The following is a 15,582-nucleotide window of genomic DNA, read 5'->3' as shown; positions in this document are numbered from 1 at the left end:
CCTCTAAATTGAAGAAAAATATTGATGACGGAAAAGAATTAGAGTAAAGTGTCTTTCTGCGAAGCGAGGATCCCGCTTCGCGCTAGTTTTGCAGGATTTACGTGAGGCAAGGAAAGGAGGTGCAGACATGTCCTATGGAGTGAAGGTTGAGGTGTGGGGCGACTACGCGTTGTTCACACGCCCCGAGCTGTCGGTTGAGCGTGTGTCCTACGACGTCATTTCTCCGTCGGCGGCTCGGGGTATCCTGGAAAGCCTCTACTGGCATCCCGGCATGAAATACCAGGTAGATCGCATCCATGTGCTCAACCCGATTCAGTTTACCAATGTTCGGCGCAACGAGGTGAGATCGAAGGCGCTGGCGTCGTCGTTCCGTACCGTTATGTCAAATGGCGGTGATCTTCCCAGTATCTATACGTCCGAGGATATCCAACAACGGGCATCCATGATGCTGAGGGATGTGCGCTACGTCATCGAGGCCCATTTCGATATGACCGACAAGGCGCAGCCGGGGGACAACCCGGGTAAATTCAAGGACATTCTCATGCGTAGGCTTAGAAAAGGGGCATGTTATTCGCAACCGTATTTGGGAACGCGCGAATGCAGCTGCCACTTTAGGGAGTGGGACGCCGTAGAGCCCCCGCGAGGGTTCTACTCCGATGACGGGCGACGTGACTTCGGCATTGTCCTCTATGACATGGATTACAACAATCCAGGCTCCATTGTGCCCATGTACTACCGGTGCGTTATGGAGAATGGCGTCATCGATGTCGCTGGAAGCGAGGTGCTGCGCTAATGCTGAGGTCTCTCGTCGACTATTATGAGTATCTTCTCGATAACGAGGTCGAGGGCGTTGCGCGTCCCGGTTGGTCCTCCGTATCTGTGAGCGCCCTCGCCGAGGTTGATGAGGCGGGAAACCTTGTCGGTATTATTCCCGCTGAGGAGAAGGCGGGGTGGAAGCGGCAGGTACCGCAGCGTGTTGAGCGTTCCTCGGGCGTGTCGGCCAACCTTCTTTGCGATACCTCGTCCTATTTGTTCGGAGTGGACGCAAAGGGCAAGCCCGATCGGGCGGTGAAGTGCTTCAACGATGCGAAGGAGAAGAATACTGGGCTGCTCGAGAGGGTCGACTCTCCGGCGGCACGAGCGGTTCTGGCGTTCTTTTCTCGCTGGGAGCCCTCCCAGGCGCTCGATCATCCGGCGATAGCTTCCAACAAAGAGGTTGTGCTGAGCGGCCGTAACATTGCCTTCTACTTCAAAGGCAAGGAAGTTCTGGAGGACGACGAAGTTATCGCAGCGGTAAACCACGCCGCCCAAAGATCGAATGCGGACGATGTGGCGGAAATGCGCTGCCTGGTGACGGGGGAGAGGGCGCCCGTTGCCCGGCTCCATCCTAAGATCAAGGGCGTTTTGGGTGCGCAGTCGAGCGGAGCTTCACTAGTGAGCTTCAACGCGGCTGCTTTTGAATCGTATGGGCGTGAAGAGGCGCAGGGGCTTAACGCTCCGGTGAGCGAATATGCGGCCTTCGCCTATGCGACGGCGCTGAACTATTTGCTTTCCGATCCGATGCATCATGTGCGTATTGGAGACACGACGGTGGTGTTCTGGTCCGTCGAAAACGACCGTGAGGCGGTGGCGGTATTTCGGGAGGGCATAGACCCTGGGTTTGCCCTGCGATTGCCCGGAATGGGGGATGCCCCGAAGAAGGATCCCGGGCAGTGGGCTCGCGATGCGGATGCGTCGCTCGATGCCGCTATGGCCTCGATTGCCAAGGGAAGGACCCCAGACGGTGTATCGCTAGATGTTCCCTTTTTCGTTTTGGGTCTTGATCCGAATGCGGCTCGTGTCTCGGTTCGGTTTTTTCTCCGAGACTCACTCGGCGCATTCATGGCGAACATAGCCGAGCACTACAGGCGTCTAGCTCTCGCGCACGGACCGCACCAGGGCAATTACCTTTCTCCCTATCGTCTGGTCATGGAAACACAGAACCCCAATGCGAAGAAGGGCGATGCTGCCAGTATTTTGGCGGGCGCGTTGCTGCGTTCCATTTTGGCGGATGCCCCTTATCCTGCGGCACTTTACCAAAACGCTCTCTTGCGCGTCCGCGCGACACAGGACAATGATGAGAAGAAAATAAAAAAGGTCAGTTACGGTCGAGCGGCAATCATGAAAGCTGTTCTCATTAAAAACTACGGAGTAAGCGAGGAGGTTCTCACAGTGGATTTGAACGAGGAAAACGCGAGTGTTCCCTATCTGCTGGGCAGGTTGTTCAGCGAATTGGAGCAGACGCAAGCCGATGCGGCATATTTAGATGGGCGAAAACTGAACGCCACCATTGTCAATCGGTATTTCAACGCCGCTTGCGCAACGCCGGCGATGGCGTTCCCGGAGATTATGAAGCTGAACATGAAGCATCTCGATAAGCTGTCGCGGACGGCGAAGGGCTCGCGGCATGCCCGGGCCATCGGGGAGCTGACGGAGACGATACACGCGCAAACGCCCTCTTTTCCTGCTCGTTTGACTATCGAGGAGCAGGGCGATTTCATTATCGGGTATTGGTGTCAGCGGCAGAGCAGCTTTGCGGCAAACAACGAGAGTGACCATTCCGGCGAGGAGGAATAGCATGAACGAGCCCATTAAGAACCGCTACGATTTCGTCGTTTACTTCGATGTGGAGAACGGCAATCCCAACGGCGACCCCGATGCGGGAAATATGCCGCGCGTCGACCCCGAGGAGGGGTACGGCTTGGTGACGGATGTCTGCCTGAAGCGCAAGATTCGAAATTATGTTGAGGCCGTCAAGGAAGGCGAGCCGGGATTCGACATCTATATCAAGGACAGCATTCCGCTCAATGCGAGCGATCGCAAAGCCTATGAGCATCTTGGTATCGACAGCAAGGAGATCAAGAAACTGAGGAAGGACGATCCCGAGCTCGATATCAAAGTACGCGATTTCATGTGCGAGAACTACTACGACATTCGGACATTCGGTGCGGTCATGACCACCTTTGTCAAGGACAATCTCAATTGCGGTCAGGTGCGTGGGCCGGTGCAGCTTACATTCGCGCGCAGCGTCGAGCCGATCATTCCGCAGGAGGTGACTATCACGCGCGTCGCCATTACGACGGACGCCGATGCCGAGAAGAAGAGCACCGAGATGGGCCGTAAGCATATCGTGCCCTATGGGCTTTACCGTTGCGAAGGATTTGTGTCTGCCAACCTTGCCCGGAAAACGACGGGCTTCTCCGAAGAGGACCTGCAGCTGCTCTGGGAGGCTATTATCAATATGTTCGACCTTGATCGCTCGGCCGCGCGGGGAAAGATGGCAGTGCGTGAACTGATCGTCTTCCGACACGATAGCGAATTTGGTAACGCGCCTTCTTACCAGCTCTTCGACGCGGTTACCATAAAGAAGAAGGACGGAGTGGAAACGCCACGATCTTTTGCCGATTATGAGCGAGCGGCAGTGGACGAGGAGGCTATTCCCGTCGGCATCACGGTAGAGAAAAAACTTCCCTAGCCCATGGCTTATGAAGACGATGAGCTGCTGCCCCTTTCCGGCATCCAGCACTATTCGTTCTGCCCGAGGCAATGGGCTCTCATTCATGTGGCTCGGGATTGGGCAGAGAACGCCCTGACTGTCCAGGGAGGCATCGTGCATAAGCGTGCTCACGATGCCTCCCTTCGGGAGCGGCGCGGCGATACCATCGAGCTGCGTTGCGTGAATGTCTGCTCTCGGCGCCTAGGACTTGCTGGGCAATGTGATGTTGTCGAGCTCGTTCAAACGGAAAGCGGTGTGACCCTGGCTGGCGAGGAAGGGCTGTGGAGTGTTTTCCCTATAGAGTATAAGCGAGGGCACAGAAAGTCGATCGATGCCGATCGGTTGCAGCTGTGCGCCCAGGCTATGGCACTTGAGGAGATGCTGTGCTGTGATATAGGCGAAGCGTGCCTCTACTACCATGAGACGAGATCGCGCGAACGAGTTATTCTCGATAGCGCACTGCGCGAGGAGACGCAACGATGCGCTCGAGAGATGCATCGGCTCTTCTCCCGGAAACATATTCCCAAGGCACGGCCGCGGCCCTCGTGCCGATCGTGCTCGATCAAGGACGCGTGTCTGCCCGCTACGGCAAAGCGGGAAAGTGTGGATGACTACTACCAGCGACGAATCGGGGAAGTGCTATGAGGCGCCTTCGCAATACGCTCTATATCTTTACTGAAAATGCCTACCTTGCACTTGATGGGGAGAATGTCGTGGCGAGGGTATCGGGCGATGAGATAGGCCGGATTCCTCTCCATACGCTTGAGTCGATCTTTTGCTTCACGTATCCCGGGGCGAGTCCACAGCTTATGAGTGCGTGCTCCGAGCGCGGGGTTGCGCTGGCGTTTTTCAGCCCGCGGGGGCGCTTTTTGGCACGATCGTATGGCAGATGTCAGGGAAACATACATCTGAGGCGCCAGCAGTATCGTTTGGCAGATGAGGAGGCGTGGTCGCTCGGTGTCGCGAAACGCTTTCTGATCGGGAAGATATACAACTCACGGTGGGTGCTTGAGCGAGTGGTGCGTGATCATAGTTTGAGAATCGAAGCCGATGCGGTACGCAGGGCTTCGGGGCGTTTAGTGGCAGCACTTGCAGCGATAGAGGAGTGCAGGGATGTCGCCTCGCTCAGGGGAATTGAGGGCGACGCGGCGTCGGTCTATTTCTCTGTATTTGACGAGATGATCCTGCGCGACAAGGAGTCGTTTCGGTTTGTCGGACGTAATCGGCGGCCGCCCACTGACCGGGTGAACGCCATGCTCTCGCTCTTCTATAGTGTCCTTGCGACAGATTGTGCTTCGGCGCTCGAGGGAGTTGGCCTAGATCCATACTGCGGGATCTTGCATGTTGATCGTCCGGGCCGAGAGTCCCTGGCCCTGGATATCATGGAGGAGCTGCGCCCTGTGCTGGTTGATCGGTTTGTGGTGACGTCCATCAACAATCGGGTGGTCTCTCGCAAGGATTTCGTCGAGTTGGAAACAGGGGAGGTGCGTCTTGCCGACGCGGGCAGGAAGAGGCTTTTTGAGGTGTGGCAAGAGAAGAAGCGCGAGCAAATAACCCATCCGTATCTAAAGGAGAAAATCGACAGGGGTCTGATTCCTCACGTGCAGGCATTGCTCCTCGCGCAGTATATACGGGGAGATTTGGACGACTACCCTGCCTTTTTATGGAAGTGATCAAAATGCTGACGGTTATTACCTACGACGTGAATACAGAGACCGCTGAGGGTCGAAGGCGGTTGAGGAAAGTCGCCAGGCACTGCGTCAACTATGGGCAGCGCGTCCAGAACTCTGTATTTGAATGCGTGGCAGATGCTGCCACAATGGTCAAGATAAAAGCAGAGCTGATTGCCATGATGGGGGAGGATGATAGCCTGCGCTTCTATGATTTGGGCAACAATTACGCCGGGAAGGTCGAGCATTACGGCAGTCATGAAACTTATGAGGCAGAAGGCTTTCTCTCGCTGTGATCCGTTCCGAGCGCAACGGCCTGGTGGGCGCTGGCTTATCTGATGAGATCGGGCGGACGGTGCGAACATGGGGCGTTCAGAATAACTACGTGAGGTTCGCACCACTTTGAGACCTGGTATACGTTTTCAAGAGACTGGCATACACCCAATGCGGGATGCATTTCGGCATATCTTGACATCAAGCACCTTAACAATGCAATATGTAGCGGTCGCTCCCCGCAAGGGGAGCGTGGATTGAAATCATCGGTGTTCGATGGGAGTCGATTTTTTCAGCACGTCGCTCCCCGCAAGGGGAGCGTGGATTGAAATGACCGTCGCGCCCAGGACGAGCAGCCAACGCAGTCGCTCCCCGCAAGGGGAGCGTGGATTGAAATTGGGATACGTTTTACCTTGAAATGGGCGGCCTGGGTCGCTCCCCGCAAGGGGAGCGTGGATTGAAATCATCAGGTACTGCCTTTCGCAGTCGAGCCACCGACGTCGCTCCCCGCAAGGGGAGCGTGGATTGAAATACAGTCTGGAGCGTGGTCGTCTCGCCCAGACTGAGTCGCTCCCCGCAAGGGGAGCGTGGATTGAAATTCCCAAATGAAGTTCCACGGGGCGAGGAGTATGTCGTCGCTCCCCGCAAGGGGAGCGTGGATTGAAATGCCGACTATATCGCCGGCGTGAGATATTTAGAGGTCGCTCCCCGCAAGGGGAGCGTGGATTGAAATAGCTTCTGAAGCCACCCAGCAGGGGAATTGGAGGTCGCTCCCCGCAAGGGGAGCGTGGATTGAAATACTGTGAAGCCCCTCGCCAAGCAGATATCCGAGGAGTCGCTCCCCGCAAGGGGAGCGTGGATTGAAATCGTTAGTGTACTGGGTATCATAGGTCAAATTGGCGTCGCTCCCCGCAAGGGGAGCGTGGATTGAAATCATCCTGTCGAAGCAGCTCGTCGACCACAAGCAGGTCGCTCCCCGCAAGGGGAGCGTGGATTGAAATAAGCAGGGCCGCATCGCCGATGCGCTGGGACGCAACGTCGCTCCCCGCAAGGGGAGCGTGGATTGAAATTCTCCGGCGCGCGCGAGCGCCTCGGAGATCGCCGTCGCTCCCCGCAAGGGGAGCGTGGATTGAAATTTCCCGTCGAGCGCGGAATCGCTCATATCGTTGAGGTCGCTCCCCGCAAGGGGAGCGTGGATTGAAATTACCATTTCGGCTCGTAAGGGCGACGGGTGAGCCGCGTCGCTCCCCGCAAGGGGAGCGTGGATTGAAATTTGAGCGCCACCTGAGGGCGAAGACCTGCGTGTGGTCGCTCCCCGCAAGGGGAGCGTGGATTGAAATAACCCGCTGGACGGCGGGGGCGTGCGAAACGACAGTCGCTCCCCGCAAGGGGAGCGTGGATTGAAATATCGACTACGTGGCCGGGCTCGGGCCGGAGTACGGTCGCTCCCCGCAAGGGGAGCGTGGATTGAAATTTTGTCTGATGGCATTAGTCCTTTGTCTACTACGTCGCTCCCCGCAAGGGGAGCGTGGATTGAAATCGCGTATAGGTCATCGCGGCCGCAGCGGAAGAAGACGTCGCTCCCCGCAAGGGGAGCGTGGATTGAAATTGAAGGAGCTGGGGTGGTCGCGCTCCGAGGAGATGTCGCTCCCCGCAAGGGGAGCGTGGATTGAAATCGCACCTCCCCGACTCGGCTTTTCCGGGCCTTGGTCGCTCCCCGCAAGGGGAGCGTGGATTGAAATCTGGTCAACCGCATCGGGTACACCTACGCCCGTAGTCGCTCCCCGCAAGGGGAGCGTGGATTGAAATATTGGGAGGCGTGGAACAAAGCCCGTATGTCGCGTCGCTCCCCGCAAGGGGAGCGTGGATTGAAATACGCCCTGGAAGTCGTGGGAGAACGGGGACGGGGTCGCTCCCCGCAAGGGGAGCGTGGATTGAAATAACAACAAGGCCGAGGTGCTGACGGCCATGGGCGGTCGCTCCCCGCAAGGGGAGCGTGGATTGAAATTCGTCGAGGTACCCGCACAGGTACGCGACGTAGAGGGTCGCTCCCCGCAAGGGGAGCGTGGATTGAAATTCATCGAGCAGAAAACCGTTAAGCTGAGTGATCGTCGCTCCCCGCAAGGGGAGCGTGGATTGAAATTTGGCCATTACTCCTCCTTCGCGACCACGGCCGAGTCGCTCCCCGCAAGGGGAGCGTGGATTGAAATGCGAACCAGTAGCGCAGGCCCCAGCGGGTTAGCGTCGCTCCCCGCAAGGGGAGCGTGGATTGAAATACGTACCGGTTCAGGTTCGTGTCGTGCACGCACCTCGTCGCTCCCCGCAAGGGGAGCGTGGATTGAAATTTGAATTTGGAGTCGTAGCGGAAGTCGACCATGAGGTCGCTCCCCGCATGGGGAGCGTGGGTTGAAATGTCTACGGAACCGACGACGGCACGAAGGTGGAGCGTGGGTTGAAATAAGCACCACATCGCCTACGAGGAGGCCTGGGGCGTCGCTCCCCGCAAGGGGAGCGTGGATTGAAATCGCACCTCCCCGACTCGGCTTTTCCGGGCCTTGGTCGCTCCCCGCAAGGGGAGCGTGGATTGAAATCTGGTCAACCGCATCGGGTACACCTACGCCCGTAGTCGCTCCCCGCAAGGGGAGCGTGGATTGAAATATTGGGAGGCGTGGAACAAAGCCCGTATGTCGCGTCGCTCCCCGCAAGGGGAGCGTGGATTGAAATACGCCCTGGAAGTCGTGGGAGAACGGGGACGGGGTCGCTCCCCGCAAGGGGAGCGTGGATTGAAATAACAACAAGGCCGAGGTGCTGACGGCCATGGGCGGTCGCTCCCCGCAAGGGGAGCGTGGATTGAAATTCGTCGAGGTACCCGCACAGGTACGCGACGTAGAGGGTCGCTCCCCGCAAGGGGAGCGTGGATTGAAATTCATCGAGCAGAAAACCGTTAAGCTGAGTGATCGTCGCTCCCCGCAAGGGGAGCGTGGATTGAAATTTGGCCATTACTCCTCCTTCGCGACCACGGCCGAGTCGCTCCCCGCAAGGGGAGCGTGGATTGAAATGCGAACCAGTAGCGCAGGCCCCAGCGGGTTAGCGTCGCTCCCCGCAAGGGGAGCGTGGATTGAAATACGTACCGGTTCAGGTTCGTGTCGTGCACGCACCTCGTCGCTCCCCGCAAGGGGAGCGTGGATTGAAATTTGAATTTGGAGTCGTAGCGGAAGTCGACCATGAGGTCGCTCCCCGCATGGGGAGCGTGGGTTGAAATGTCTACGGAACCGACGACGGCACGAAGGTGGAGCGTGGGTTGAAATAAGCACCACATCGCCTACGAGGAGGCCTGGGGCGTCGCTCCCCGCACGGGGAGCGTGGATTGAAATGTGAGCCAGTAGCGCAAGCCCCACCGGGTGAGTAGTCGCTCTCTGCAAGGGGAGCGTGGATTGAAATGGGATCTATGCGCTCGAACCCCGCGAGACCTTCGTGTCGCTCCCCTATCTTGGGAAAGCCGACGTCCGCCTCATCTCGGGCATACTCAGATCGAGGGACGATTGCTACGGCGACGTGGTGAGGCTTCTATCGTGCTACACGGGATGCGCTGATGAGCGCGGAGAGTGTTTTGCCCAGAGGCCCGCCGACGAGTTGGGTGTGACCGTCACGGCCCCCGCGGGATGCTGTGGCTCTACGGCGACGGGTCGTTCACCATCGGAGAGAAGAAGGGCGCGAGCACTGGAAGCATGGTACAATTCGAGCCAAGGAGGAAGCGATGACCGACGCATTCGCAGAGTACGAGAGCAAGAACGACCTCGTAACCCGCGACTACAAACCGGGCGAGAAGGAGGCCCTGCTGTCCTATATGCGATCCTTCCATTACGACGCCGTAGCCGCAGGGTTCTTCGACGATGCAGTGACTGGCGAGATGAAGGTCGGCATCAGCTACCTCGCGTTCGATGACGGCACCTTCTCCTGGACCTCGCGGGACACCTACCACGTGGAGCACTACGACCTGGCGCCCTGCGACGAGTTCCTGGCGGCCGCGCTCGCGGCCTAGCAAAACGGCAAGATCCAGGGCGACGATATGTTGTTTCTGAGCGACGACATTCTGGCTGGCGCGCAAACGGAAACGCGAACGGAAACGGCGCGGCTTAACCCCTACCTGCAGTCGCTAGCGCGGCAGCTGAGGATCTGCCCGAAGTGCAGGTCGCGAGGGCTGCGTCTCGAGGAGACGCTGAACCCGAACGTCGGCAAATGGAGGTGCGACTGCGGGTACTTCATGGCGCAGAAGTGCCCTGAGGCGGCGAAGATCCCCGTGACGGAGAATCCGCCAGAGAGGCCCGGGGCGCGTATAATAAGACCTGATTTCGGAAATCGCGGATGCTGAGGGGATGCGGCGTCGGAACGGGAGAGGTCCTGGCGCGACGCGGTTTCGGGCCGGTGGCATTCTGGCCGGCGCTCGAGCGAGAGGAAGCAAAGCCATGGGAATCTTTAGCAAGCGATGGCTCGTGCGTGGGAACCGGGGCGAGCCCCTGGTGCTCATAGCATCGCGCAGGCGGCTCGAACTAAGGCACGCTGGCTTCGGCGGCGGCACTGAGTTCTCCTACGAGGATCCGGGTGCCGAGTTCGGCGAGGGCTGGGCGAACAAGGCCTTCTACGTCAGGGGCGGCCAGCGCAAGCGCGTCACGCGGGCGAGGATCTACGACCTGTCGAAGGGCGGCGGCACGCGGATAGTCGAGTTCCGCAACACGGCCGAGGGCAACAGCTTCAGGCGCTGGTTGGAGAGGCGGGAAAAGAAGTAAGCCCTGCGCGGCCTGCTGGGTGCTCGAGTGAGCCAGCGAATAGGCCTCCCGAGGCCTGCGAGCGAGACGAGGGACTAGGGCCCTGGCGCGTCTGCTGATGATCGCGGTTGCCGGGGTTTGCAATGGCGGAGGCGGTAGGATTTGAACCCACGGTACCTTTCGGCACGACAGTTTTCAAGACTGCTTCCTTAAGCCACTCGGACACGCCTCCGCGTTCGGTGAAGCGCAACGCGACCTGCGCATTGCCGCAATGAAGCGAAAAAAGGATACCACATGCACCGCCCCGGCGTGCGCCAAATCTCGCAACGGGGCCGCGAGGGCGCCGCCGCCCGGCGGCCGCGAGCCTAGCGCTCCACCAGGTCGATGAGCTCTTGCTGGGAGTGCACGTCGAGCTTCACGTAGAGGTGCTTGATGTGGGAGCGCACCGTATTGGGTGAGATGACGAGCTGTTCCTGGATGAAGCGCGTGTTGCGCCCCTTCGCCAGCATGAGGAAAATCTCCCGTTCCCGCTCCGTCAGGCCGGCAGCCTCGGCGAGCTGGTCGCAGCGATCAGCGAGGCTTGCGCCCGCCTCGCTGGAAGGCAGGGGCCGGATCGGCTCGACGTCTCGAATGGTCTCGGTGAAGCTAAACGACCTGAATCCCAGCCAGAGGAAGACGACGAGGATGAAGGTGCCGCCGGTGGCGATGGCTCCGGTGGCGTCCTGCCCCCAAACGGCCATGGAGGCGTGGGCCGCCGCTGCACCGGCTTCGGTGCCAAGCGATGTCATGATATCGGCGAAGGCGAAGGTGGGCACGAGCGCGAAGATGTTTCGCGAGCCGATGGAAGACAGCGTAAGCCAGCGCAGGATGCTGAAGCAGACGCCCCCTGCGGCAAGAAGCGAGCTGGCCCACGGGCGCGCATCGGCGATGCCGAGGGGAATCAGCAGAAATCCCCCGATGACGAGGATGACTGAGAGCGAGAAGAGATCGTCGGCCCGTCGCCCCCGTCGCGAGAAGACAAGCCAGAGAAGCGCACCGCCGGCGGCGACGATGGAGAGATCGACGGGCGCAGTTCCCGCGTACTCGCTGAGCACCGAGCCGTAGCTTCCCGCCATGGTGAACAGGAGGATGCAGATCATCAGGGGGTGGAAGAGGGAGATGAACGCATCGGGGGCCTCCGGCTTCAGCTGGTTGGCCGGAGGACCGCTTGTCACCATGGAAAGCGCCGGGCGAACCAGCCGCCACAAGATCGCCATGGTGCCGACTTTGAGCACAAGCGCGGCAATAAGACCTACGAGCGCGCTGGGCGTTGGGAGAAAAAATGACAGAAGTGCTCCTGCGAGCAGGCCGGTTGCCGCGACGATGCTTCGGAGCCGTGGGGTGGCGAGCGAGGCGAGGGCGAAAAGGGCCATGGCGGCGGGCCAGATGCACCCCATCGAATACAGGAAGAGGCCGAGGGTCGCGAACGGCGCGCTCTGCGCTTGGGCGGCCAGCGGCACGATGAGCGTGGCGCTGAACAGGCAGCCTGCGGAGACAAGCGCCATCTGCCCCAGATCGAGCAGGCGCGGCCGGTAGAAGGCGGCAAGCGCGACGAGCGCAAACGCCACAACGGAGAAGGCCATGTTCAGGTCGCGCGCCAGGGGAAAGTAGGGAATGACGGAGGCGAAGACGCTGCCGTTCGTGAGCCAGCCGTGGAGAGACTGCGCGGCAAGGGCGCATCCCGCGAGGACGGCGTCGCGTCCGCCTCCGGCGCCGGGCCTGGATCCATCAGGCGCGCTGTCTTTTCCCGACCGAGGGGCGGCCATGTCGCTCTTCGCTCGGTGCTCGGTATTTTCGCTGGTCATAGTGGCGCTCCTGCCCATAGACAACCCCTCTCACCTTAGGTGGGTGAGGACGGCGCGCCCTCTCGAAAGCACCTGCCGCAGGTGAAGACGGCCCTCTGCTCGCTGCGTAGTATACCAGGCAGCGAACGCCTTCTCCGGAAGCGCTCGCACGGCAGGAGGGGTGCCGCATCTCGGCACCGCATCGACGATTGAGGAGGGCCTCATAATGAGTCAGAACATGGAGAACGGCGTGAACGTTTCGCGGCGCGGATTCCTGGCGGGAGCCATGGGCTTGGGCGCGATGGCGATGGCGGGAATGTCCGGCTGCGCGCCCCAGCCGGCGAGCGCCCACGCGGCGGCCGAGGATGCGCCCGCCGACGCCCGCTCGTGGTTGGGCGAAGCTCCGGAGATCAGCGAGATCGCGGCCACGCAGGAGTGCGACGTGCTCATCGTGGGCGCCGGCTGCACCGGTCTGGCCGCCGCCGCGACAGCGACCCAACTCGGCGTCGATTTCATCTTGTGCGAGAAAACCGACCATATCGCCGACAACCACTGGGACATCGGCGCCATCAACACCAGCTACACGCCCGAGGGGCATGAGGTGGACAAGGGGCGCCTGCTCAACGAGCTCAACCGCTACGCATCGTTCAAGAACGACGCTTCCGTCTCGAAGGTGTGGATCGACGAGTCGGCCGAGATGATCGATTGGCTGGCCGGCCTCATGGCGCCGTGGGATGTCTCCTGCGAGGTGGACGAGGAGAACGGCGGTGATGGCCGTGCGGGCGGCACCATGTACTACATGCCCTATCAAAAGCATGGGTTCGTCTACAACAACCCGGAGTTCGAGGGCTGGCCCTTCATCTCGCAGAACCCCTGCTTCCAGCAGGTCATCGAGGAGGCGGGCAATGAGATTCGCTTCAACTTCGATTTGGTGAAGCTGGTGCGCGACGGGGAAGGGGCCGGCCGGGTGTCGGCGGCCATCTTCGAGACGCCCGACGGGTATGTTCAGGTGAACGCGCGCAAGGGCATCGTCCTGGCCACGGGCGGCTATGCCGGCAATCCTACGATGGTGCGCGCCCTGAACCCCCTCGTGCCGAAGTGCGTGACGGCGGTGGACTTCAACCAGAACAACACCGGCGCGGGCATCAAGGCGGCCATGTGGGTGGGAGCCGCGAAGGATGTGGATCCCGCGGCGATGATCTTCGACCGCGGCGGAGTCGAGCCGGGAGTGGACGCGGGCTATGTGGACGACAGCGAGGACGCCATCTTCCCCGGCCAGCTGCAGCAGCTGGGCATCGGCTCCATGCCCTTCCTCAAGGTGGACCGTCGCGGCCTGCGCATCACGAACGAGTCGGCGAACTACGATGCCATCTGTCATGCGGCGGCCCAGCGCCCCGGCGGCGTGTGGTGCGAGGTGTTCGACGTGAACGCCCCCGAAGACGTTCAGATCTTCAAGACTCAGGGCTGTTCGAACAATGTGTGGCGCAACACTCTGAACGGTCACAGCATCGATGAAGCCTACGCCAAGGAAATCGAGATGGGGGTCATCCTGAAGGCCGACACCCTCGACGAACTGGCCGACAAGCTCGGGTTTGCGGGCGAGGACAAGGAGAGGTTCCTGGCCTCCATCGATCGTTACAACTACCTGTACGACCAGGGGGTAGACGAGGACTTCGGCAAGGAGGCGTACCGTCTCTCGGCCATCCGCGAGGCCCCGTTCTACGGCGCCTGGTTCGGCGGAAGCCTGCTGACGACGCTCGATGGCCTGCGCATCAACAGCAACATGCAGGTGCTCGACGAGCAGTGCAACGTCATCGAGGGACTCTACGCCGCCGGTACCTGCTCGGGCAGCTTCTACAGCGGCAACTACCCCGTCTACCTCGTCGGAAACTGCATGGGCCGCAACATCACCTTCGGGCGCCATGCGGTGCGCCATCTGGCGGGCGACATCGCCTAACCTCGCAGCATCATCGCCTCCTCGGGCTTTCGGCCTGACGGAGATTTGGAAGAGCGCGGCCGACCCTCCCCGGCCGCGCTCTTCTATCTTTTCGTTCTCAGCCTGTTGCATGCCGCACGTTGCCCTTAAATCGCAAATGTTTCCAGAATTATGCCGCAAATCTCTCCAACAAAGGGGAGCTATTCAGTGTAAAATTCGACGTAGACACTATAATTTTGCAAGCAGTGTGAAGGAAGTGATCGATAATGCGGTATCGTAGTCGCATTGCGGACCAGGAGCTCGAACTTCGCTTGGAATCTTTTGGCGCCACGCTCATCGTGGGCCCTAAGGGCTGCGGCAAGACTACTACCGCTAAGCAAAAGGCTGCCAGTGTTGTGGAATTGCAGGATGAGGACAAGCGCGACAACTATCTTGCCGTAGCGAGAATGCAGCCATCGCGGCTGTTGGAAGGGCCGAAACCAAGGCTCTTCGACGAGTGGCAAGACGCGCCGAAGCTGTGGGGAGCTGTTCGCAAATCGGTGGATGATGAGCAAAAGAACGGGCTCTATATTCTTACGGGGTCGACATCTCGAGAAGTGGAGACCCCGCATACAGGTACCTTACGCATATCAACGATGAAAATGCAACCGATGAGCTTGTTCGAAAGCGGCGAGTCGGACGGCTCTGTCTCTCTCAAAGCGCTTTTCGACGATTCAGCGAGCTACGATGGCTGCATTTCGAAGCTCTCTGTCGACGAACTGATTGTAGCGATATGCCGCGGCGGATGGCCGCATGCCGTCAATAACGCATCCCTGCGCTCGCAGCTGGCGGTGGCCAAGGATCTTTTTCGCCAGACGTGCTCTGTTGACATGTCCAACATAGATGGGCAGAGGAGAAATCCTCGATGGGTCGAGGCCATTCTACGCTCCTATGCGCGAAATCTATGCACGTTGGCAGAGACGAAGACAATCTATGGCGATGTGCGGGCAACGACGGAGCTGTCCGAGTCAACGTTCTACGATTACCTTGAGGCACTTGAGAAGCTCTATATTGTCGAGGATGTTCTCGCGTGGTGCCCTGCCATTAGATCCAAAACAGCGATACGGGCCTCAAAGAAGCGGAATATGGTGGATCCGTCCGTTGCCGTTGCCGCGCTTGGGTTGAGCCCGGCATATTTCAACGAAGACTTCAAAACGCTGGGATTCCTCTTTGAGTCTCTCTGCATGAGGGATTTGAAGGCCTATTCTTCCGCTCTAGGGGGCGAACTGTCATATTATCGCGATCGGTACGGATTGGAGGCCGATGCGGTGCTCCATCTTGGCGATGGGCGGTACGCGCTCATTGAGTTCAAGCTCGGCGAGAGCGAAATCGATGAAGGGGCAGAACATCTTCTTGAAATCGAGCGGCTTGTTTCCGAGCATAACAAAAAGGAGAAGCAAGTTCCGCTGCGTCTTCCCGATGTGAAGCTCGTGATTACGGCTACCGAGTACGGCTATCGTCGTGAGGACGGCGTTTGCGTAGTGCCAATTGGATGCTTGAAGCCGTGATTCTCGGTTCTGATCTGTAGAGGCCATCGATC

11 protein-coding genes, 1 tRNA gene and 1 CRISPR repeat array are annotated in these 15,582 nt (G+C 59.5%); of the genes, 10 read left to right on the top strand and 2 right to left on the bottom strand.

All coding sequences use genetic code 11. The features are described from left to right. Positions 1 to 127 precede the first annotated feature (127 nt). The 8 genes from cas5c to Q5064_RS07280 all read left to right on the top strand — a co-directional run bounded on the left by cas5c (position 128) and on the right by Q5064_RS07280 (position 10,265). Positions 128 to 793, top strand: a complete 666-nt coding sequence (cas5c, locus tag Q5064_RS07315) for a type I-C CRISPR-associated protein Cas5c (RefSeq protein ID WP_302963441.1) — start codon at positions 128 to 130, stop codon at positions 791 to 793. Then, positions 793 to 2,616, top strand: coding sequence for a type I-C CRISPR-associated protein Cas8c/Csd1 (gene cas8c, locus Q5064_RS07310; RefSeq protein WP_302963439.1), 1,824 nt, complete (start codon positions 793 to 795; stop codon positions 2,614 to 2,616). The genes cas5c and cas8c overlap by 1 nt, the downstream gene beginning before the upstream one ends. A gap of 1 nt (position 2,617) precedes the next feature. Then, positions 2,618 to 3,514 (top strand): type I-C CRISPR-associated protein Cas7/Csd2, encoded by an 897-nt coding sequence (cas7c, locus tag Q5064_RS07305; RefSeq protein WP_302963438.1) that lies wholly within the window; start codon positions 2,618 to 2,620, stop codon positions 3,512 to 3,514. Between the two features lie 3 nt (positions 3,515 to 3,517). Then, on the top strand, positions 3,518 to 4,180 hold the full coding sequence (gene cas4 / locus Q5064_RS07300; protein ID WP_302963436.1) for a CRISPR-associated protein Cas4: 663 nt from the start codon (positions 3,518 to 3,520) through the stop codon (positions 4,178 to 4,180). Beyond that, the gene (gene cas1c / locus Q5064_RS07295; protein WP_302963434.1) at positions 4,177 to 5,208 is read left to right on the top strand and encodes a type I-C CRISPR-associated endonuclease Cas1c; all 1,032 of its coding nucleotides are present in this window, start codon (positions 4,177 to 4,179) and stop codon (positions 5,206 to 5,208) included. The genes cas4 and cas1c overlap by 4 nt, the downstream gene beginning before the upstream one ends. Continuing rightward, positions 5,199 to 5,501, top strand: coding sequence for a CRISPR-associated endonuclease Cas2 (gene cas2, locus Q5064_RS07290; RefSeq protein WP_302963432.1), 303 nt, complete (start codon positions 5,199 to 5,201; stop codon positions 5,499 to 5,501). The genes cas1c and cas2 overlap by 10 nt, the downstream gene beginning before the upstream one ends. Before the next feature lie 208 nt (positions 5,502 to 5,709). Then, positions 5,710 to 8,919: a CRISPR direct-repeat array (repeat unit 33 nt; unit sequence GTCGCTCCCCGCAAGGGGAGCGTGGATTGAAAT). Positions 8,920 to 9,235: 316 nt separating this feature from the next. Then, positions 9,236 to 9,520, top strand: coding sequence for a hypothetical protein (locus tag Q5064_RS07285; RefSeq protein ID WP_302963430.1), 285 nt, complete (start codon positions 9,236 to 9,238; stop codon positions 9,518 to 9,520). Positions 9,521 to 9,944: 424 nt separating this feature from the next. Next, positions 9,945 to 10,265, top strand: a complete 321-nt coding sequence (locus tag Q5064_RS07280) for a hypothetical protein (protein ID WP_302963429.1) — start codon at positions 9,945 to 9,947, stop codon at positions 10,263 to 10,265. Between the two features lie 123 nt (positions 10,266 to 10,388). Here the strand turns inward: Q5064_RS07280 and Q5064_RS07275 are convergent. Further along, positions 10,389 to 10,476: transfer RNA gene (locus tag Q5064_RS07275), tRNA-Ser, on the bottom strand. Between the two features lie 133 nt (positions 10,477 to 10,609). Continuing rightward, positions 10,610 to 12,088, bottom strand: coding sequence for a response regulator transcription factor (locus tag Q5064_RS07270; RefSeq protein ID WP_302963428.1), 1,479 nt, complete (start codon positions 12,086 to 12,088; stop codon positions 10,610 to 10,612). Positions 12,089 to 12,293: 205 nt separating this feature from the next. On the opposite strand from Q5064_RS07270, the gene Q5064_RS07265 reads away from it, so the two are divergent. Together Q5064_RS07265 and Q5064_RS07260 are read left to right on the top strand one after the other, a co-directional pair. Further along, positions 12,294 to 14,024, top strand: a complete 1,731-nt coding sequence (locus Q5064_RS07265) for an FAD-binding protein (protein ID WP_302963427.1) — start codon at positions 12,294 to 12,296, stop codon at positions 14,022 to 14,024. A 245-nt stretch (positions 14,025 to 14,269) separates the two neighbouring features. Next, positions 14,270 to 15,550, top strand: coding sequence for an ATP-binding protein (locus tag Q5064_RS07260; RefSeq protein WP_302963426.1), 1,281 nt, complete (start codon positions 14,270 to 14,272; stop codon positions 15,548 to 15,550). The last annotated feature ends 32 nt before the right edge of the window (positions 15,551 to 15,582 follow it).

Origin of the sequence: uncultured Adlercreutzia sp., from assembly GCF_958431955.1 — a bacterium.
In the GTDB taxonomy this organism is placed as follows: Bacteria; Actinomycetota; Coriobacteriia; order Coriobacteriales; family Eggerthellaceae; genus Adlercreutzia.
Note: the sequence above shows the minus strand (reverse complement) of the source record. Positions and strands in the feature narration are given on the sequence as shown.